General features: G+C 66.2%; 16 protein-coding genes and 1 tRNA gene. 2 read left to right on the top strand and 15 right to left on the bottom strand.

What is annotated here, in order from left to right; translation table 11 throughout:
• Window positions 1-46: 46 nt before the first annotated feature.
• The 8 genes from ACSQ3D_RS02700 to ACSQ3D_RS02665 all read right to left on the bottom strand — a co-directional run bounded on the left by ACSQ3D_RS02700 (window position 47) and on the right by ACSQ3D_RS02665 (window position 9,413).
• Entirely contained in the window at window positions 47-1,393 is a 1,347-nt protein-coding gene (locus tag ACSQ3D_RS02700) for a tetratricopeptide repeat protein (RefSeq protein ID WP_436125860.1), read from the bottom strand.
• Between the two features lie 28 nt (window positions 1,394-1,421).
• Window positions 1,422-2,030, bottom strand: coding sequence for a hypothetical protein (locus tag ACSQ3D_RS02695; RefSeq protein WP_056161365.1), 609 nt, complete (start codon window positions 2,028-2,030; stop codon window positions 1,422-1,424).
• A 144-nt stretch (window positions 2,031-2,174) separates the two neighbouring features.
• Window positions 2,175-3,587, bottom strand: a complete 1,413-nt coding sequence (locus tag ACSQ3D_RS02690; protein ID WP_436125859.1) for an amidase — start codon at window positions 3,585-3,587, stop codon at window positions 2,175-2,177.
• A gap of 260 nt (window positions 3,588-3,847) precedes the next feature.
• Window positions 3,848-5,338: an ABC transporter substrate-binding protein gene (locus ACSQ3D_RS02685; protein ID WP_436125858.1), complete on the bottom strand. Its 1,491-nt coding sequence runs from the start codon at window positions 5,336-5,338 to the stop codon at window positions 3,848-3,850.
• 108 nt (window positions 5,339-5,446) lie between these two features.
• Entirely contained in the window at window positions 5,447-6,346 is a 900-nt protein-coding gene (locus tag ACSQ3D_RS02680; protein ID WP_436125857.1) for an ATP-binding cassette domain-containing protein, read from the bottom strand.
• A complete protein-coding gene (locus ACSQ3D_RS02675; protein WP_396503567.1) occupies window positions 6,343-7,380 on the bottom strand; it encodes an ABC transporter ATP-binding protein in 1,038 nt (345 codons plus the stop codon). The genes ACSQ3D_RS02680 and ACSQ3D_RS02675 overlap by 4 nt, the downstream gene beginning before the upstream one ends.
• Window positions 7,381-7,568: 188 nt before the next feature.
• Window positions 7,569-8,444 carry an ABC transporter permease gene (locus ACSQ3D_RS02670; protein ID WP_436125856.1) on the bottom strand — a complete coding sequence of 292 codons (876 nt, stop codon included), beginning with the start codon at window positions 8,442-8,444 and terminating at the stop codon, window positions 7,569-7,571.
• 6 nt (window positions 8,445-8,450) lie between these two features.
• Entirely contained in the window at window positions 8,451-9,413 is a 963-nt protein-coding gene (locus ACSQ3D_RS02665; RefSeq protein ID WP_436125855.1) for an ABC transporter permease, read from the bottom strand.
• 220 nt (window positions 9,414-9,633) lie between these two features.
• Between ACSQ3D_RS02665 and ACSQ3D_RS02660 the strand changes: the two genes are divergently transcribed.
• Complete coding sequence (locus ACSQ3D_RS02660; RefSeq protein ID WP_056415631.1) at window positions 9,634-9,891, top strand: YfhL family 4Fe-4S dicluster ferredoxin; 258 nt, start codon at window positions 9,634-9,636, stop codon at window positions 9,889-9,891.
• A 281-nt stretch (window positions 9,892-10,172) separates the two neighbouring features.
• Here ACSQ3D_RS02660 and pth read toward each other — a convergent pair whose 3' ends face one another.
• From pth to ACSQ3D_RS02625, 7 genes are all read right to left on the bottom strand, one after another.
• Entirely contained in the window at window positions 10,173-10,778 is a 606-nt protein-coding gene (gene pth / locus ACSQ3D_RS02655) for an aminoacyl-tRNA hydrolase (RefSeq protein ID WP_396503570.1), read from the bottom strand.
• Window positions 10,779-11,166: 388 nt separating this feature from the next.
• Window positions 11,167-11,799 (bottom strand): 50S ribosomal protein L25/general stress protein Ctc, encoded by a 633-nt coding sequence (locus tag ACSQ3D_RS02650; RefSeq protein WP_056161382.1) that lies wholly within the window; start codon window positions 11,797-11,799, stop codon window positions 11,167-11,169.
• A gap of 167 nt (window positions 11,800-11,966) precedes the next feature.
• Window positions 11,967-12,941 carry a ribose-phosphate pyrophosphokinase gene (locus tag ACSQ3D_RS02645; RefSeq protein WP_056161385.1) on the bottom strand — a complete coding sequence of 325 codons (975 nt, stop codon included), beginning with the start codon at window positions 12,939-12,941 and terminating at the stop codon, window positions 11,967-11,969.
• A gap of 47 nt (window positions 12,942-12,988) precedes the next feature.
• Window positions 12,989-13,065: transfer RNA gene (locus ACSQ3D_RS02640), tRNA-Gln, on the bottom strand.
• A gap of 30 nt (window positions 13,066-13,095) precedes the next feature.
• Window positions 13,096-13,956, bottom strand: coding sequence for a 4-(cytidine 5'-diphospho)-2-C-methyl-D-erythritol kinase (ispE, locus tag ACSQ3D_RS02635; RefSeq protein WP_436125854.1), 861 nt, complete (start codon window positions 13,954-13,956; stop codon window positions 13,096-13,098).
• Window positions 13,957-14,001: 45 nt separating this feature from the next.
• Window positions 14,002-14,409: a lipoprotein insertase outer membrane protein LolB gene (locus tag ACSQ3D_RS02630; RefSeq protein ID WP_436126170.1), complete on the bottom strand. Its 408-nt coding sequence runs from the start codon at window positions 14,407-14,409 to the stop codon at window positions 14,002-14,004.
• A 134-nt stretch (window positions 14,410-14,543) separates the two neighbouring features.
• Window positions 14,544-16,322 carry a tetratricopeptide repeat protein gene (locus ACSQ3D_RS02625; protein ID WP_436125853.1) on the bottom strand — a complete coding sequence of 593 codons (1,779 nt, stop codon included), beginning with the start codon at window positions 16,320-16,322 and terminating at the stop codon, window positions 14,544-14,546.
• Window positions 16,323-16,351: 29 nt separating this feature from the next.
• On the opposite strand from ACSQ3D_RS02625, the gene mutM reads away from it, so the two are divergent.
• The gene (mutM, locus tag ACSQ3D_RS02620) at window positions 16,352-17,167 is read left to right on the top strand and encodes a bifunctional DNA-formamidopyrimidine glycosylase/DNA-(apurinic or apyrimidinic site) lyase (protein WP_436125852.1); all 816 of its coding nucleotides are present in this window, start codon (window positions 16,352-16,354) and stop codon (window positions 17,165-17,167) included.
• The last annotated feature ends 41 nt before the right edge of the window (window positions 17,168-17,208 follow it).

Here is a 17,208-nt window from a genome sequence, read left to right as displayed (position 1 = left end):
GTGTTGGATCGAATGCGACGTGATCACTGAGCCTGACTCGCACACCTCAGCCCACCGGCAACCCCAACACCCCATTCACCACCCCCACCTGCCGCGCCAGCCTCGCCGACTCCGGCTGCGCATTCGACAAGGGCTGCAGCAGGTTCTGCACCGCCGCCCACTGCCCGTTGCGCTGCAGCGCATCCAGCCAGATCTGGTGGAACAGGTCGCGCTGTGCGTGGCTGCCGCCGATCTCAATCAGGCGGGGCAAGGCCAGGCCCAGTTGCCGGGCCGCGGAGGCCCAGTCGCCCTGGGCGTGCGCGAGCAGGCCTTGTGCGGCGGGCACGCAGACCTGTTGCCACACGGTGCGCTCGTGCGCCTCGGTGCGGGTGGCGGCGTGGGCCTCGATGTTGCGCAGCAGGGTGAGCGCGGGTGCGGTGCGGCCTGCGCGGGCCAGGCCGTAGAGGTACTGCAGGTCGAGAAACGGCAGCACGTGGTCGGACAGGCGCAGGGCCAGGTGGTCGGCCACATCGCTCCAGCGGGGACCGACATCGACGCCCGCCAGCTCCAGCCGCGCCAGCAGCGACACGGCGTTGATCTGGTCCTGCGTGTATTCCTTGACCACGCCCCAGACCTGCTGGTCGTACAGCGCCAGCACGTCGGCATGGCGGTCCTGCTCCAGCAGGAAGAGGGCCTGGTGCCACCAGTTGTGGGTGACCATGAAGGAGTTCAGGCCCGTCCAGGTGTCGCTCACGCCGGCCAGGAAGTCCGTGCCTTCGGCGATGCGCCCCTGGGTGAGCATCACGTGGGCCAGCGCGTGGTGGGCCCAGGGCTCCTTGCGGCACAGGGTGACGGCGTGGCGTGCGGCGGCCTCGGCCTCGGTCAGCAGGTGGCACTGCTCCCAGCCGAAGGCCAGCATGCCGTGCAGGTAGGGCACGTCGGCGGCGGCGGGCACGGCCTGCAGGGCCATGCGCAGCATGCCGGGCGAGTCGCCGCGGTTGAACAAGTGGTACTGGCCGAGCTTGAGCGAAGCCAGGTCGCGCGGGTGCAGGCGGGCCTGTTCTTCGTGCAGGGCGATGGCGCGGGGAAGGTCGCCGTCCACCCACGCTGCCACGGCGGCCACGAAGCGCTGTTCGCGCTCGCTGGCCTGTGGCGCGCTGGCGAGGGCCTGGTCGATGAAGGGGCGTGCGTTGTGCGATGCGTCCGCCGACTCGGCAAACATGTGCAGCGCCGCGCAGCAGGCCTGCACGATGGCGCTGGTGTCTTGCGCCGCGCCGAGCACGTTCACCGCGCGTGCTTCGCAGGCGATGAAGCCTTCCACGAAGTCATTGAGCGCCGCCAGGCTGGCCGCATCGTGCAGCGTGGCGGGGTTGCCCAGGCTGTCGGTCAGGGGCGTGTGTGGCTGTGGCTGCATGGTGAGAGCATGGTGGCGGCCGCCGCGGTCAGCCGCCCTTGATCAGGGCCAGGTAGGCGTTGCGCGTCTCGGCCGACACGGAGGCGACGAGTTGTTCGTGCGGGGTCTGGTGGCGGGCCAGCATGCGGGCGGTGGCGATGGTCTTGGACTTGCAGAACCAGTGGCAGGTGTGCTGCATGAGGAAGAGCTCGGCCGTCATCATGTAGGCCCGGTCCTTGGGCGACAGGTGGCCGGTGTTCTGCACCACGTGGGCAATACCGCGCGCGTGGATGGCCAGGGCCTTGCGCATGTCGAAAGTCAGGGCGGGCAGCACTTTTTCGACGAACGGAAAGGCCATGGACAGGCGGCTGACCCGCGTGCTTTCTTCGCTCATCTTGGCGAAGTCGGCGGCGAAGCGGTTGAACTGCTCGCTCAGCTGCAGCTCGGTGGTGCTCAGCAGGCTCCAGATCTGGCCGCGGCGTTCGTCGGTGCCTTCGCCCAGTGCGCGCAGGTAGCCGTCGGTCAGCGCCTCCATGAGCTTTTCGATCTGGTAGTTGGCCAGGTGGCTGCCCAGCAGCACGATGCGCTTGCGCTGCTCTTTGGCGTTGAGCATGAAGGTGCCGGTGGCGATGAGGATCGCCATGATGAGGATGTCCATGCTGTGGTGACGTAGTGCGTTGGGGCCCCGGTGTGCGCTGGCCGCAGAAAAAGAACACGCCGGACGGCCGGCGCCTGTGCCCCCGAGCGTACCAACAACTGCGGCGCGCGAGGCACAGGGTAAGAACCTGTTCTCAGTCCCAGTCTACGCTGCTGGCGGTAGCGGCCAGGGGCGTTGAGGGTCGCGGATCTGCTCGAACGCGTGCGCCACCTGCAGCACGCCCAGGTCGTCGAAGCGCGCACCGGCGATCTGCAGCCCGATGGGCAGACCGGTGGACGTGTAGCCGCAGTTGACCGACGCCGCGGGCTGCTCGGACATGTTGAACGGCACGGTGAAGCCGATGTGCTCCAGCGGGCGCAGCGGGTCGTTGGTGGGCGAGGGCAGTTCGGCCTGGAAGGCGGGCATGGGCGCCACGGGCGAGATCACGTAGTCGAACGCGCTGCAGGCTTTGACGGTGGCCACGCGCGTCAGGTGGAACTGGTGGCTGGCGTTGAAGACTTCGGTGCCGCTCATGCCGGCCGCGCTGTCGGCCCAGGTGCGGATGTACGGCAGCACCTTGTCGCGGCGCTCTGCGGGCAGGGCCTGCAGGTCGATGTGCGAGCGCATGCGCCAGAAGTGGTCCATGCCGTCGAGCATGGCCTGGGTCATGAAGGGCTGCAGGGGCACGATGGTGGCGCCCGCGGCCTCCATCAGGCGCGCCGCGCGCTCGATGGCGGCCTTGACTTCAGGCTCCACGGGCAGGCCGCATCCGGCGTCCAGCAGCAGGCCGATCTTCAAGCCTTGCAGGCCGCGCGTGCGCTCGGCCCGCTGGTCGAACTGGCCCCAGGCGATGTCCTGCGCGGGCAGGCTCATGCTGTCGCGCGCGTCGGGCTGGCTGAGCACCTGCATCATCAGCGCGGCGTCGGCCACGGTGCGGGTCATCGGGCCGGCGGCGCGGCCGGTGTACGGTGGGTCGATGGGGATGCGGCCCAGGCTGGGCTTGAGGCTGAAGATGCCGCACCAGCTGGCCGGCAGCCGCAGCGAGCCGCCGATGTCGGTGCCGATGTGCAGCGGGCCGTAGCCGGCCGCCGCCGCCGCCCCGCCACCCGCGCTGGAGCCGCCGGGGCCCTTGGTGGTGTCCCAGGGGTTGCGCGACAGCGGGTGGAAGGTCGACAGGCCCGAAGACAGCATGCCGTAGTCGGGCATGGTGGTCTTGGCGACGATGACGGCACCGGATTCGCGCATGCGTGCCGCCGGTGGTGCGTCGGCCGACGCGGCCACCAGTTCCACGGCTGCGGTGCCCAGGGGCGTCGGGTCGCCCTGCGTGGCGATGTTTTCCTTGATGGTGCTGGGCACGCCATCCAACAGGCCCTGGGGCTCGCCCTTGTGCCAGCGGGCTTCCGACGCACGGGCCTGCGCCAGGGCTGCTTCGGGCCGCAGCAGGTAGGTGGCCTGGATGTGGGGCTCCCAGCGCTCGATGTGCGCCAGCACGGCCTGCGTGACCTCCACCGGAGAGAGTGTGCGCTGGCGGTAGGCGGCCAGGAGTTCGTGGGCGGGCAGGTCGTGCAAGGCAGTCATGTCGGGAGTTCTACAAGTAAAAAAGGCTGCTACCGCTTGCTGGTAAAGCGCTAGCAGCTATTGTTTTGGGAGCAATTCACTACCGCTCGTTTTAGTGGTCCATTGCGCAGCGCGCCGCCCCCAGCCCACAAAACTGGCGCGGCCATAGCCAGTGCCCCCGTGCAAGGGCCGCCCCGCCGCACCGGGGGCGTCCCCCTCCCGACTCGCGCAGCGAGTCGAGAGAGGGGGAAGGCGCGAAGCGACTCAGGGGGTGTTTAATCTCAAGACCAGGACAGCGACGAGATGTCGTTCACGAACACCGGCATGTCTTTCCACAGGCCCTTGAGGTTCTTGTTGGCCACCGTGATCCACTGGTTGGAGTACAGGAACGCGTGCACCGAGTCCTGCGCCAGCAGGCGCTGCGCCTCGCCCAGCAGGCGCGAGCGGTCGGCGGGGCGGGCGGCGTTCTTGATCTGGTTGAACAGGTCGTTGAACTTGGGCGAGTTGTAGGCCCAGTAGTAGTCGGGCTTGGCGAAGTTGCCCAGGTCGAACGGCTCGACGTGGCTGATGATCGTCAGGTCGTAGTTCTTGCTGCCGTAGGTGCCGCTGAGCCACTGCGCCCATTCCACGTTCTGCAGCTTGGCGACGATGCCGATCTTGGCCAGCTGGGCGGCAATCACTTCGCCGCCCTGGCGCGCGTACGGCGTGGGCGGCAGCGTGACGGTCAGCTCCAGCGGCGTCTTCACGCCCGCTTCGGCCAGCAGTTTCTTGGCTTTTTCCACGTCGTACGGGTTCACGCCCGTGGTGTCCACATAGCCGAAAGCGCCGGGCACGTAGTGGCTGCCGATGGGCGCGCCGTAGCCGTCGGCGGCGCCTTCGATCACGGCCTTGCGGTCGATGGCCGCGGCGATGGCGCGGCGCACGCGCACGTCATCGAGCGGTTTCTTGCCGTTGTTGATGGCCAGGATGGTCTTGGCGCGCGAGCCACTCACCACCACCTGGAAGCGGGGGTTGGACTTGAACTGCGGCACGCTGCGGGGCGTGACGCGCGGGAACGCATCCACATCGCCCGCAAGCAGGGCGGCCACCTGGGCGGCCGGGTCGGAGATGAAGCGGAAGGTGGCGCGCTTGATCTTGAGCGCCTTGGCGTCGCGAAAGCCTTCCCACGCCGTCAGCACGATGGACGAGCCCTTGTTCCAGGCGTTGAGCTGGTAGGGGCCGGTGCCCACGGGCTTGTTGGCGTTGCCGTCGGCGCTCTTGGGCTCCACGATGATGGAGGTGGCCTGGCCCAGCACGAAGAGCAGGTCGGGGTCGATGTCCTTGTTCAGCACCACGACGGTGAAGTCGTCCACCACCTGCGTGGTGAGGTTGGCGAAGGTGCGCTTGTCCTTGTTGGTGCTCTTCTCGCCGCCCGCGCGGTCGTACGAGAACTTCACGGCGGCGGCGGTGAAGGGCTCGCCGTTCTGGAACTTCACGCCGCGGCGCAGCTTGAAGGTGTAGGTCTTGAGGTCGGGCGAGACTTCCCAGCTCTCGGCCAGCAGGGGGGAGACGCTGCCGTCGGCATTGATCTTGGTGAGCGTCTCGAAGATGTTGTACTGGACGATCTCGCCGATGGCAGATGCCGCGCCGGCGGTCGGGTCCAGGCCCGGCGGCTCCAGCGTCATGGCCAGCGTGACCGCATCTTTGCGGCTCTGCGCCAGCGCGCCGAGCGGGGTGGACAGGGGCACTGCGGCGATGGCGCCGGTGGCAAGGACGGTACGGCGGTTCAGCATGTTCGGATACTCCAGACAAAAGACCTGACAAAAAACCAGAGGACGGGCCCTGTGCAAATGGTTACCAGGGCCCACAAAAGCTTTTTACACCATCACGTGTGCATGTGGTTATGCGGTTTTCGCGGTGGCTTGTGCGGCTGCCGCCGCGCGCCGCGCGCGGGCGCGGCCGGGCTGCACCTGCGGCACGGCACCCACCAGCGACTGCGTGTAGGGGTGCTGCGCGTTGTGGAACAGTTCGGCCGGCGAGCCGCGCTCGACGATGCGGCCCTGGTACAGCACCACCACTTCGTCGCACAGGTGGTTGACCACCGCGAGGTCGTGGCTGATCAGCATGTAGGTGATGCCGAACTCGTGCTGCAGGTCCTGCATGAGGTTGAGCACCTGGGCCTGCACAGACACATCGAGCGCGCTCACGGGCTCGTCCGCCACGATGAGGCGCGGGCGGGTGATGAGGGCGCGGGCGATGGCGATGCGCTGGCGCTGGCCGCCCGAAAACTCGTGCGGGTATTTGCCCAGGTCGTTGGTGCGCAGGCCCACCTGCGACAGCACCTGGGCGGCCTGCTCGCGCTGCTCGGCGCGGCTGGTCTGGCCCTGCGCCTGCAGCGGCTCGGTCACGATGCGCTCGACCGTCTGGCGCGGGTCCAGCGATCCGTACGGGTCCTGGAACACCATCTGGAAGTCGCGCCGGGCCTCGCGCAATTCGGCCGTGGGCAGCTGGTGCAGGTTGCGGCCCAGCAGGTGCACCGTGCCCGAGGTCGGGGCGTCCAGCGCCATCACCAGGCGCGCGAGCGTGGATTTGCCCGAGCCCGATTCGCCCACGATGCCCAGGCTGCGCCCGGGGGCGACCGAAAAGCTCACGCCGTTGAGCGCCTTCACCGTGCCCGGTGGGCGAAACAGATGTTCGCGCGGCAGCGTGTATTCACGCACGAGGTCCTGGACCTGCAGCAGTGCGCCGTCGGGCAGCGCTGCGGAGGTGCCTTGCGGGGAGGAAGCGATGGCGTGGTTCATGCGGCCACCTCCACGACCTTGACGGCCTCGGCGCTCAGTGCCGCGGCAATGGCCTCGCGGCGGATGCAGCGCACCACATGGTCGCCGTCGGCATCGGTGGACACCAGTGTGGGGGCCGGCTGCTCGTGGTGGCAGGCGTCGATGGTGTAGCTGCAGCGGCCGGCAAACGGGCAGCCGGCGGGCAGGTCCACCAGCTCGGGCACCGTGCCCGGAATGGTGGACAGCCGCGGGCGCTGGCCCGGTGCATGCACCGCGCCCAGGTGGGGCCGTGCAGCGAACAGGCCGCGGGTGTAGGGATGGGTCATCGCGGAGAAGACGGACGCCGTGGAGCCGCTCTCGACGACGCTGCCGCCGTACATCACCATCATGCGGTCCACGTTCTGCGAGATCACGCCCAGGTCGTGCGAGATGAGGATCAGTGCCATGTTGCGCTCGGCCACCAGGTCGCTGATGAGGTCCAGGATCTGCTGCTGGATGGTCACATCGAGCGCGGTGGTGGGCTCGTCGGCGATCAGCAGATCGGGTCCGCAGGCCAGGGCCATGGCGATGGTGATGCGCTGGCGCTGCCCGCCCGAGAACTGGTGCGGATAGGCATCGAAGCGCTGCGCGGCGTTCGGGATGCCCACGCGGTCCAGCAGCGAAATGGCTTCCTTGCGGGCATCGGCCGCACCCATGCCGCGGTGCAGGCGCAGCGGCTCGGCCACCTGGCGGCCGATGGTGTGCACCGGGTTCAGGGCCGTCATGGGCTCCTGGAACACCATGCCGATGCGGTTGCCGCGCATCTTGCACATCTGCGCATCGGTGCGGCCCACGAGCTCTTCGCCGTCGAAGCGGATGCTGCCCGTGACCTGCGCGCTGTCGGGCAGCAGGCCCATGAGCGACATGGCAGTGATGGACTTGCCGCAGCCCGATTCACCGATCAGGCCCAGGGTTTCGCCGCGCGCCAGCGAAAAGCTCACGCCGCGCACGGCATCGGCCGGACCGCGGTGGGTCTGCAGGCGGATGCGGAGGTTGGAGACTTCAAGCAAGGGCATGGCAACAGGTCTTCATCGTTCGCAGAGTTTTTTTTCAGCTGTCTATCGTGCCGGACGCGGCCGATGCAAAGGCATGCGCGAGACCAGTGCCCCCGTGCAAGGGCCGCCCCGCCGCACTGGGGGCGTCCCCCTCCCGCATTGCGTAGCAATGCGAGAGAAGGGGAAGGCGCGAAGCAACTCAGGGGGTGTCATCTCTTCCTCGCCAGGCGTGGATCCAGCAGGTCGCGCAGGCCGTCGCCCAGCAGGTTCAGGCCCAGCACCGCCATGGCAATCGCGACACCAGGCCACACGGCGAGCAGGGGCGCCTGGAACATCAGCGTCTGGGCCTCGCTGAGCATGCGGCCCCACGAGGGCTGGGGCGGCTGCGTGCCCAGGCCCAGGTACGACAGGGCGGCCTCGGCCAGGATGGCGATGGCGAACTGGATGGTGGCCTGCACGATCAGCACCGACAGAATGTTGGGCAGCACGTGCTCGATGGTGATGCGCCAGGCGCCCTTGCCGCAGGCGCGCGAGGCCATGATGTATTCGCGCGACCACACTGCATTGGCCGATGCGCGGGTGACGCGCGCAAACGTCGGGATGTTGAAGATGCCGATGGCGATGATGGAGTTGACGATGCCGGCGCCGAACACCGCCGTCATCATGATGGCCGAGAGAATGGCAGGAAACGCGAAGGTGAAGTCGGCCAGCCGCATGATGAGTTCTTCGACCCAGCCCCGCTTGGCCGCGGCCAGCAGGCCCAGCGCCGTGCCGATGGTGAGGCCAATGCCCACGGCGATCACGCCCACCAGGATGGAATTGCGCGCCCCCACCAGCAGCAGCGATGCGACGTCGCGACCGAACGCATCCGTGCCCAGCCAGTGCTTGCCGTTGGGGGGCTGGAGCTTGGAGGCCAGGTCCATCTCGTAGGGAGACCAGGGCGTCCAGACCAGCGACAGCGCTGCGGCCAGTAGGAGCAGCAGCGACAGCACTGCGCCGATGACGAAGCTGCGGTGGCGCAGCGCGCGGTGCAGCCAGCCGGGAGCTGCAGTGGCGGAAGGGGAGGGGGAGATGACGGCGCTCATGGGGGATCAGATGTCGGAGGCCTTCACGCGCGGGTCGATCACGGCGTACAGGATGTCCACGACGAAGTTGACGATGACCACCATGGCGGCGAGCAGCATCACGCAGTTGCGCACCACGATGAGGTCACGGTTGGAGATGGACTGGAAGATCAGCCGGCCCAGGCCCGGCAGGTAGAACACGTTCTCCACCACGATGGTGCCCGCCAGCAGGTTGGCGAACTGCAGCCCCATCACGGTGATCACCGGGATCATGGCGTTGCGCAGCACGTGGCCCCAGAGCGCGGCACGCTGCGACAGCCCCTTGGCGCGCGCGGTGCGCACGAAGTCCTCGCGCAGCACCTCGAGCACGGCCGAGCGCGTGATGCGCGCCAGGATGGCCGCCTGCACCACGGCCAGCGCGATGGCGGGCAGCAGCAGCGCCTTCAGGGCCTCGAGCGGGCCGCCGCCGGCGTCGTCCGTCCAGCCCGGAAAGCCCCCGGCCGAGAACCACTGCAGCTTGACCGAGAACAGCAGGATCAAAAGGATGGCAAACCAGAAGTTGGGGATGGCGATACCGATCTGCGCCAGGCCCATCACGCCCACGTCGCCCACCTTGTTGTGGCGCGAGGCCGCATACACGCCTGCAATGAGGGCCAGCACGGTGGTGATCACCATGGCCATCAGCGCCAGCGGCACCGTCAGGGCCAGGCGTTCGAGCACCAGCTCGAGCACCGGCGTGCTGTAGGCGTAGCTGTTGCCCATGTCGCCCACCACCAGGCCGCTGATCCACTCCCAGTAGCGCTGCGTGGCCGGCTGGTCGAGGCCGAGCTTGGTGGCCAGCGCGGCCACGGCATCGGGCGAGGCATCGGGCCCCATGAGCATCTGCGCCGCGTTGCCCGGCAGGATCTCCAGCACCAGGAAGACGACGATGGAGGCGCCGATCAGCGTGGCCAGGAGCGTGATGAACCGCTTGAGAAAAAACAGACCCATGGGAGGCAAGCGTGATGGAGGGGTGGCTACGCAGGCGCGTCAAAATTAATGTGTATACACAGCATAACGGTAAAAACATCCCCGTCGGCGGTGTTGGGTTGCGGTGTGGCATGCAAGGCACATGCCACCGGCACGGGATAATACGGGCTATGAAAACCGCACTGCCGTTGTATGCCATCGTCATCCCCCGCGTCGGGTCCGTCGGCGCGCAGGAGGCAGTATGGCGCTGATGATCACCGACGAGTGCATCAATTGCGATGTGTGCGAGCCCGAATGCCCCAACCAAGCGATTTACCTGGGGCAGGAGATCTACGAGATCGACCCCCACAAGTGCACGGAATGCGTGGGGCATTTTGACGAACCGCAGTGCGTGCAGGTCTGCCCCGTGGCCTGCATCCCGGTGAGCCCCCAGCATGTCGAGACCCGCGAGACCTTGTGGCAGAAGTTCCAGCGGCTGCAGGCCTCTGCGTCGTCCTGATGGTGCTGAGGGCGCTGATGTGGTCTTGATGCTGCCCTGATTTTTGGATCTTTTTGGCTGCTACCGCTTGTCCAGCAAGCGCAGGCAGCTATGAAAAGAGTAGCGCTCTGGCGAGCCGGTGCTCAGCGATCCGGTCTCCTGGCGCGTCGGTGCATCCGCAGCAGCTTCTCGCCGCTTTCTGCGGTGGCGCATCTGGTGCGTGATGGGTGCACGCAGCGTATCCAATGTGGTGCGTCACGCCGGCGTATCGCGCCGACCCATGGCCGCCACGGGCACCGCGCTCAATCGGCAGGCCGCGGGGGCTTGGGCCGGGGCGGCTTGGTGGTGTGGATGAGCAAGGTGGCCTTGTCCATCTCGCCGGCCAGCATGGCCGGGTAGGCCTTGAGCGAGTGGACGATGCTGTCTTCGATCAGCACGCGCTGGTCGGGTGCGGGTTTCTTGAGCACCCAGTTGGCCACTTCGCTTTTCACGCCCGGATGCCCTATGCCGATGCGCAGGCGCCAGTAGTCGGGCGAGCCCAGCTGGCCGTGGATGTCGCGCAGGCCGTTGTGGCCTGCGTGGCTGCCGCCGCGCTTGAGCTTGACCTGACCGGGCGGGATGTCGAGCTCGTCGTGCACGACCAGGATCTCTTCGGGCAGGATCTTGAAGAACCGAGCGAGCGATGCGACGGACTTGCCCGACAGGTTCATGAAGGTCTGGGGCTGCAGCAGCCAGACGTTCTGGCCGTGCACTGTGGTGCGCGCCATCAGGCCGTGGTAGCTGCGCTCGGGCACCAGGGTGGCCTTGAGGTCGCGCGCCAGGGCGTCAATCCACCAGAAGCCCGCGTTGTGGCGGGTGGCTTCGTAGTCGGGGCCCGGGTTTCCAAGGCCTACAAACAGCTTGATCATCTGCTCGATTATCCGGGTGTTGAAGTGCGGCGCAGGGTAGTCTGGCAGACCCGTCGCTGCACGGTGCCGTGTGCGTCCATGCCCCCCGGCCCGGTACATGGCGGGCGGCGGTGGCGGCGCTTATTGCTGTCGCGGTGGAGTTCGTCAATGGCGGCGCGCTGCGTGGGCGTTGACGTCAACGTCGACGTCGGCGTGGTGCATCGGCATCCGCGTGCAAGCCATGCGCAGTGCGTTCTGTTGGCTTGTGGCACCAAGCAAAACGGCCCACTTGCGTGGGCCGTCGTGCGGCTGGGTGGCCTGCCGAGACAGGCGGGCCGTGTAGTGCCGTGCGTGCGGGTTGTCAGAAAACCACCGGACCGGTGGTCTTCGTCGACCGCAGGGCGAAGAATTACTTCTTGCCCTTGCCCTTGCCCTTGGCGTCGGCTGCAGGAGCGGCTTCTGCGGGGGTCTCGACCACCACGACAGGAGGCGTCACCGACACCAGCACGGGGTTGGTCTGGTTGCCGCGGATCTTGGCGGTCACGCCCTTGGGCAGCTTGATGTCCTTCAGGGTCAGGGACGAGCCCTTTTCCAGCTTGGACAGGTCCACAGCGATGAACTCTGGCAGGTCCGAAGGCATGCAGGTCACGTCGAGTTCGTTCACGATCGGGTTGACCATGCACTTGTCGACCTTGACGGCGTTGGACTCTTCAGCGCCGCTGAAGTGCAGTGGCACCTTCATGTGCAGCTTGGTCTTTTCGTCCACGCGCTGGAAGTCGATGTGCAGCACGAGTTGCTTGTAGGGGTGGTATTGCACGTCGCGCAGCAGGACCTTGGCGGTCTTGCCGGCCACTTCCATGTCCAGCACGCTGGAGTGGAATGCTTCCTTCTTGAGGGCGTGCCACAGTGCGTTGTGGTCGATCTCGATCAGTTGGGGTTCCGTGGCACCACCGTACACGATACCGGGGGTCTTGCCCGAAATGCGGAGACGGCGGCTCGCACCCGTGCCCTGCTTGGCGCGCTCAAAAGCGACGAAGTTCATATTTAGCTCCTGATAAGAGGCGACCGCGACCAGTCATCCTCTGTTTTAAAAAGGCTTGAGGCCACATGCCGCAAGCCTGCAAGTTGTTCCCGAACAAACAAGCAACAAGCCTCCCAAGGGAGGCTTGCGTGCAGAACCGCTGCTGCCGTGCTCCCGAAGGAGCTGGATCAGAACAGGTTCTCTTGGTCCGAGAACAGGCTCATCACCGACTCGCCCTTGGCAATGCGCTGGATCGTCTCGGCGATCAGCGGGGCCACGGAGAGTTGGCGAATCTTGGTGCATCCCTTGGCGTTGTCGCTCAGGGGGATGGTGTTGGTCACTACCACTTCATCGAGGGCCGAGCCCTTGGCGATGCGTTCAATGGCAGGGCCCGAAAAAATGGGGTGCGTGCAGTAGGCGTACACCTTCTTGGCGCCGCGCTCCTTGAGCACCTCGGCCGCCTTCACCAGCGTGCCGGCGGTGTCGATCATGTCGTCCATGATCACGCAGTTGCGGCCTTCGATTTCGCCGATCACGTGCATGACTTCGGACACGTTGGCCTTGGGGCGTCGCTTGTCGATGATGGCCAGGTCGCAGTTGAGCTGCTTGGCCAGCGCACGGGCACGCACCACGCCGCCCACGTCGGGGGACACGACGATCAGGTCCTCGTAGTTCTTCTGGCGCAGGTCGCCCAGCAGAACGGGGGAGGCATAGATGTTGTCGACCGGAATGTCGAAGAAGCCCTGGATCTGGTCGGCATGCAGGTCCATGGTCAGCACGCGGGCCACGCCCACGGTCTGCAGCATGTTGGCCACCACCTTGGCCGTGATCGGCACGCGGGAGGAGCGGGGGCGGCGGTCTTGCCGTGCATAACCGAAGTAGGGGATCACGGCGCTGATGCGTTCAGCCGATGCGCGCTTGAGCGCATCCACCATGATCAGCAGTTCCATGAGGTTTTCGTTGGTGGGCGCGCAAGTGGACTGCACCACGAAAACATCGCGTGCACGCACGTTCTGCTTGATTTCAACGGTGACTTCACCGTCGGAGAAACGACCCACATCGGCAGCGCCCAGGGTGGTACCCAGGTGCTGGGCGATTTCAGCTGCCATGCCAGGATTGGCATTGCCGGTGAAAACCATGAAGTCGGGGTGGTTGGCTTGCATGAGAGTCCCAGCAGTCTGAAAATAATGCCCGTATGCGAGAAGATATTTGGCAGGGGAAGAAGGATTCGAACCTTCGCATGCCGGAATCAAAATCCGGTGCCTTAACCAGCTTGGCGACTCCCCTACACAGGTCAATTGCCGAAGGCAACCAACCTTAATTCTCGTCTGATGCCCAACCCGCAAGAGGGTGAATCATCAGATTTTCACATGCCTTGACCTGCCAGCCCTGGGGGGCTCCATCCAGATCAACTGCATGAGACATTTGCGCAAACACCGCACTGCCTGAGCCTGTCATCCTGCCTTGCAATCCGCGTGACCTGAGCCATTCGAGGGCTTCGGTAACTTGCGGGCAAAGAGCCTGAGCAACGGGCTGCAAGTCATTTCGACCGAAGTCAAAGTGTGCTGCAGCAAAGCCTAAGATTGTAGCACTATCTGAATCACGTTTCAAACTTGGCGACGAAAAAATTAATTTTGTCTCCAGGCCTGCTGCAGGCTTCACGATCGCGAAGCTTGCGGGTGGCAGCTGGTGCACTTTCTCAAGCGGCGTGATTGTCTCACCAATTCCCTCCACAAAAGCGTTACGGCCGCGTAAAAAAAATGGAATGTCTGCGCCGAGCGCGATGCCGATCTTTTCCAGCGCAGTGCGCGGCAGGTGCAGGCCCCACAGCCGATTGAGGGCCAGCAGAGTCGTGGCAGCGTCGGAGGAGCCGCCGCCCATGCCTGCCTGCGCGGGGATGCTCTTGCCCACGGCAATGTGCGCGCCCTGTGTGCAGCCCGTGGCCGCCTGCAGGGCGCGGGCTGCACGGATCGTCAGGTCCACGTCGGGTAAGGCGGGTCCCAGATCTTCGCGCGTGATCTCCGGGCCGGTGCCGCAGCGTTCGAAGTGCAGGGTGTCGCACCAGTCCACCAGCATGAACACCGACTGCAGCAGGTGATAGCCGTCGTCACGCCGGCCCGTGATGTGCAGAAAAAGATTGAGCTTGGCCGGAGCCGGCACGTCGTAGAGGGCTTGCATGAACAAAAAGACGGGGGCGGGCAAGGGGCGTGCGCCCCGCGCAGATCAACGGGTCAGTGCAACGCGGAGTGTGGCCTGGGGCTGGGGGTCGTCCCGGTGCGCGACCAGGCGGCCATCGGCAACCCCCGACAGATCGGCGCGCCAACCGGGTGCAGTGGCCTGGTTGCCCTGCAGCCAGCTGAACAATGCCGTCACCGGAATGCGCGTGCCGGTCACTTCCTGCAGCAGCATGTCGAGGGAGTCGGAGGTGCGGGCTTCCTGCGAGCTCACCAACTGGGCGTGGCCGTCCTTCCAGTCCAGCTGCGCAAGCCGATTGCCCAGCGGGCTGAGCAGCACCAGCCCGCCCACTTGGGCATTGCCCCGCAGCTCGAACATGGCAGAAAACGACTGCGAGTCCTGGCCCTCGACCTGCAATGCCAGGCGGCCGCTCCAGGTGTTCTCATCGGTCGTCACTTTGGGCAAGGGTTGTGCACATCCGGCCAGCCACATGGCGCAGATGGCCAGCAGCAGACGCCAGCCTGTGATCACACCGTGGCTTGGCGTTGCAGCAGCCGCCGACGGCAGCGTGGCGCCGTACCAGCCGCGCATCAAAGCTTCACTCCCAGGCGCGCCAGGGTTTCCTTCAGTGTTTCGTTGTCGGGGCTCACGCGCTTGCTCTCCGTCCAGACCTTCAGGGCGGCGTCCTTGTCGCCCAGGCTCCAGAGCACTTCACCCAGATGCGCGCCGATCTCGACATCGGGGCGCCCCTTGTAGGCGGCTTCCAGCAGCCTGCGGGCTTCGGCCTTGTTGCCCAGGCGAAACTCCACCCAGCCCAGGCTGTCGGTAATGAACGGGTCGTTGGGTGCGAACTCCAGCGCTTTCAGGATGAGCTGCTTGGCTTCGGGCAGGCGCTGGCCACGCTCGGCCAGCGAGTAGCCCAGCGCGTTGTAGGCGTGGTGGTGGTCCGGCTTCTGGGCGATGACCTGGCGCAGCAGCCGCTCCATGGTGTCCACCTGGCCGGCCTTCTCGGCCAGCATGGCCTGGTCGTACACGAGTTCGGTGTCTTGCGGCGCCAAGGCCACGAGTTCGGTCTGGACCTTGTAGGCCTCCTGGTACAGCCGCTGGTCGCGCAGCAGTTGCACTTCTGCAGCCAGCTTCATGCGCTTGTCGTCGGCCGAAGTGCCCGGCAGGTTGCGCAGCAAGGCGCGGGCCTGCTCGATCTTGCCCTGGCGCGCCAGCAGCGACGCGCGGCGCATCTGGGCGCTGAAGACCTCTTCCACGTTGTCGATGCGCTTGAGCCATGCCTCGGCCCCGGCGAAGTCCTGCTTCTTTTCGGCGATCTGCGCGTACAGCAGGTACGCCTGCGTCATGCCGCGCTGGCGCACCTCAGCATCGTCCAGCGAGGACAGCAGGTCCATGTAGCGCTTGAGGTCGTTCTCGGCCGCGGGAAGGCGGTTGTCCTGCAGGTGGAGCGTAGCCAGCACCAGCCAGGCTTCCACCAGGTCGGGCTTTTCCTTGGTGGCGGCTTCTAGCTGCCGGGCCGCGTCTCCATAGCGTTGCTGGCCCAGCAGTACCCGCGCATAGGCCATGCGCAGCTCGGGAACAGGCTGCTTGGACAGGGCCTGCACGACCAAGGGTTCTGCTTCGGGGCTGCCATCGTCCATCAGCTCCAGCGCCAGTTGCGCCGAGCTCTCGCTGCCCACGTCCAGGGCCTGGGCCTTGCGGGCGGCTTCCAGGGCGCCGGCCTTGTCGCCTGCGGCCAGCCGCAGGCGGCCCAATGAAACCCATGCCACCGGACCGGTGGCAGGATTCGTGAGTTCGTTGACGAGCGCCGCTTCGACGACCTTGGCGGCCAGCGCCTTGTCGCTGGCGCGCCCATACACCTGGGGCAGGGCCGACAGCATGGCCGCCTTGCTGCGGGGTGGCGACAGAGCCAGCTCCAGGCGCAGGAGGTCCGGGGTTTCGCCAATGCGGTTCAGGGCGACCAGGATCTGGAGCACGTAGCGGTTGGCCTCGCGCGACTGGGGCAGGGCTTCTTTCCAGGCCTGCGCGGCTGCCAATGCGTATTCGCCCGAGCGGGATTGCAGCGCGATGTCGGCTGCGCGCTGGTACAGCTGGCCGTCGGCACTGCGGCGGGCCGCTTCGAGCATGAAGGCGTACCCGGCACCCGGGTCTCCGGTGCGGGCGCTCACCTCGCCCAACAGGATTTCGTAGAACAGTTCCGCGTCGAGCGCGGGGTTGGAGACCACGGGCTCCTCGGCAGGCGCAGGCGGGGTGTTGGCACCCGGCGATTGCGCATACGCTGAACAAGCCGCAACCGCGATCGCTGTTGCCAGGGCGGTGGTCCGAAATCTGTGAAATAACACCATCGGGTCATAATAATCCATGCCCGTTAACCCGATGTAGGTCGCGTTCTATGCCTGAGTTGCCCGAAGTGGAAGTCACGCGCCGCAGTTTTGCGGCGGCCATTGCCGGGGCGAACATCGAAGGCGTTGCGATGGGCAAGCCGCTGCGATGGCCGCTCGGGTGTGACCCCGGGGATCTGGTGGGGCAGCAGGTGCTGGGTCTGCGCCGGCGGGGCAAATATCTATTGGCAGATACCAGCCAGGGCCTGCTGCTGCTGCACCTGGGCATGTCCGGCAGCTTGCGCTTTGGCCATGGCCTTCCTCCGCCAGACGTGCACGACCATTTCGACATGGCCACCAGCCACGGGACGCTACGGCTGCATGATCCGCGGCGCTTCGGCGCGGTGGTCTATACCCAGGGCGAGCAGGATCCGGTCGCGGTCAAGCTGCTCGATGCGCTGGGCATGGAACCGTTGTCGGATTCCTTTTCTCTGGCCACGTTTCAAGCCGGGCTGAAAAAGAGCCGCACGCCCATCAAGCAGTTGCTGCTGGGCGGCAAGCTGGTGGTGGGGGTGGGCAATATCTATGCTTCCGAGGTGCTTTTTCTGGCGGGTATCCGCCCGACCACGGTGGCGTCACGCATCGGCCCGGCCCGGGTGCGCAAGTTGCACGAGGCCATCGTGGCCGTGCTGGCCCGGGCGGTGGAAATGGGGGGCAGCACGCTGCGCGATTTCTCCAGTGCCGACGGCATGGCCGGACACTTCCAGACGCAGGCCAATGTCTACGGGCGCGAAGGTGCGCCCTGCCATGTTTGCACCACCCCCATCCGGCTGCTGCGCCAGGGTCAGCGAAGCACTTACTTCTGCGCGCAATGCCAACGCACTTGACGGCGGTGTGGAGCGAACTTTGCTTTTCAGCACAGTCTGTG

The sequence above is a fragment of the Acidovorax sp. LjRoot117 genome, assembly GCF_964252695.1.
GTDB lineage: Bacteria > Pseudomonadota > Gammaproteobacteria > Burkholderiales > Burkholderiaceae_C > Acidovorax.
Note: the sequence above shows the minus strand (reverse complement) of the source record. Positions and strands in the feature narration are given on the sequence as shown.

Bases quoted from the DNA above. Each gene is read 5' to 3' on its own strand.
- pth (WP_396503570.1), bottom strand. From the start codon at position 10,778: ATGATCAAGCTGTTTGTAGGCCTTGGAAACCCGGGCCCCGACTACGAA.
- ACSQ3D_RS02670 (WP_436125856.1), bottom strand. From the start codon at position 8,444: ATGAGCGCCGTCATCTCCCCCTCCCCTTCCGCCACTGCAGCTCCCGGC.
- ACSQ3D_RS02690 (WP_436125859.1), bottom strand. From the start codon at position 3,587: ATGACTGCCTTGCACGACCTGCCCGCCCACGAACTCCTGGCCGCCTAC.
- ACSQ3D_RS02665 (WP_436125855.1), bottom strand. From the start codon at position 9,413: ATGGGTCTGTTTTTTCTCAAGCGGTTCATCACGCTCCTGGCCACGCTG.
- ACSQ3D_RS02700 (WP_436125860.1), bottom strand. From the start codon at position 1,393: ATGCAGCCACAGCCACACACGCCCCTGACCGACAGCCTGGGCAACCCC.
- ACSQ3D_RS02645 (WP_056161385.1), bottom strand. From the start codon at position 12,941: ATGCAAGCCAACCACCCCGACTTCATGGTTTTCACCGGCAATGCCAAT.
- mutM (WP_436125852.1), top strand. From the start codon at position 16,352: ATGCCTGAGTTGCCCGAAGTGGAAGTCACGCGCCGCAGTTTTGCGGCG.
- ACSQ3D_RS02675 (WP_396503567.1), bottom strand. From the start codon at position 7,380: ATGCCCTTGCTTGAAGTCTCCAACCTCCGCATCCGCCTGCAGACCCAC.
- ACSQ3D_RS02685 (WP_436125858.1), bottom strand. From the start codon at position 5,338: ATGCTGAACCGCCGTACCGTCCTTGCCACCGGCGCCATCGCCGCAGTG.
- ACSQ3D_RS02680 (WP_436125857.1), bottom strand. From the start codon at position 6,346: ATGAACCACGCCATCGCTTCCTCCCCGCAAGGCACCTCCGCAGCGCTG.
- ACSQ3D_RS02695 (WP_056161365.1), bottom strand. From the start codon at position 2,030: ATGGACATCCTCATCATGGCGATCCTCATCGCCACCGGCACCTTCATG.
- ACSQ3D_RS02650 (WP_056161382.1), bottom strand. From the start codon at position 11,799: ATGAACTTCGTCGCTTTTGAGCGCGCCAAGCAGGGCACGGGTGCGAGC.
- ACSQ3D_RS02625 (WP_436125853.1), bottom strand. From the start codon at position 16,322: ATGGATTATTATGACCCGATGGTGTTATTTCACAGATTTCGGACCACC.
- ACSQ3D_RS02660 (WP_056415631.1), top strand. From the start codon at position 9,634: ATGGCGCTGATGATCACCGACGAGTGCATCAATTGCGATGTGTGCGAG.
- ispE (WP_436125854.1), bottom strand. From the start codon at position 13,956: ATGCAAGCCCTCTACGACGTGCCGGCTCCGGCCAAGCTCAATCTTTTT.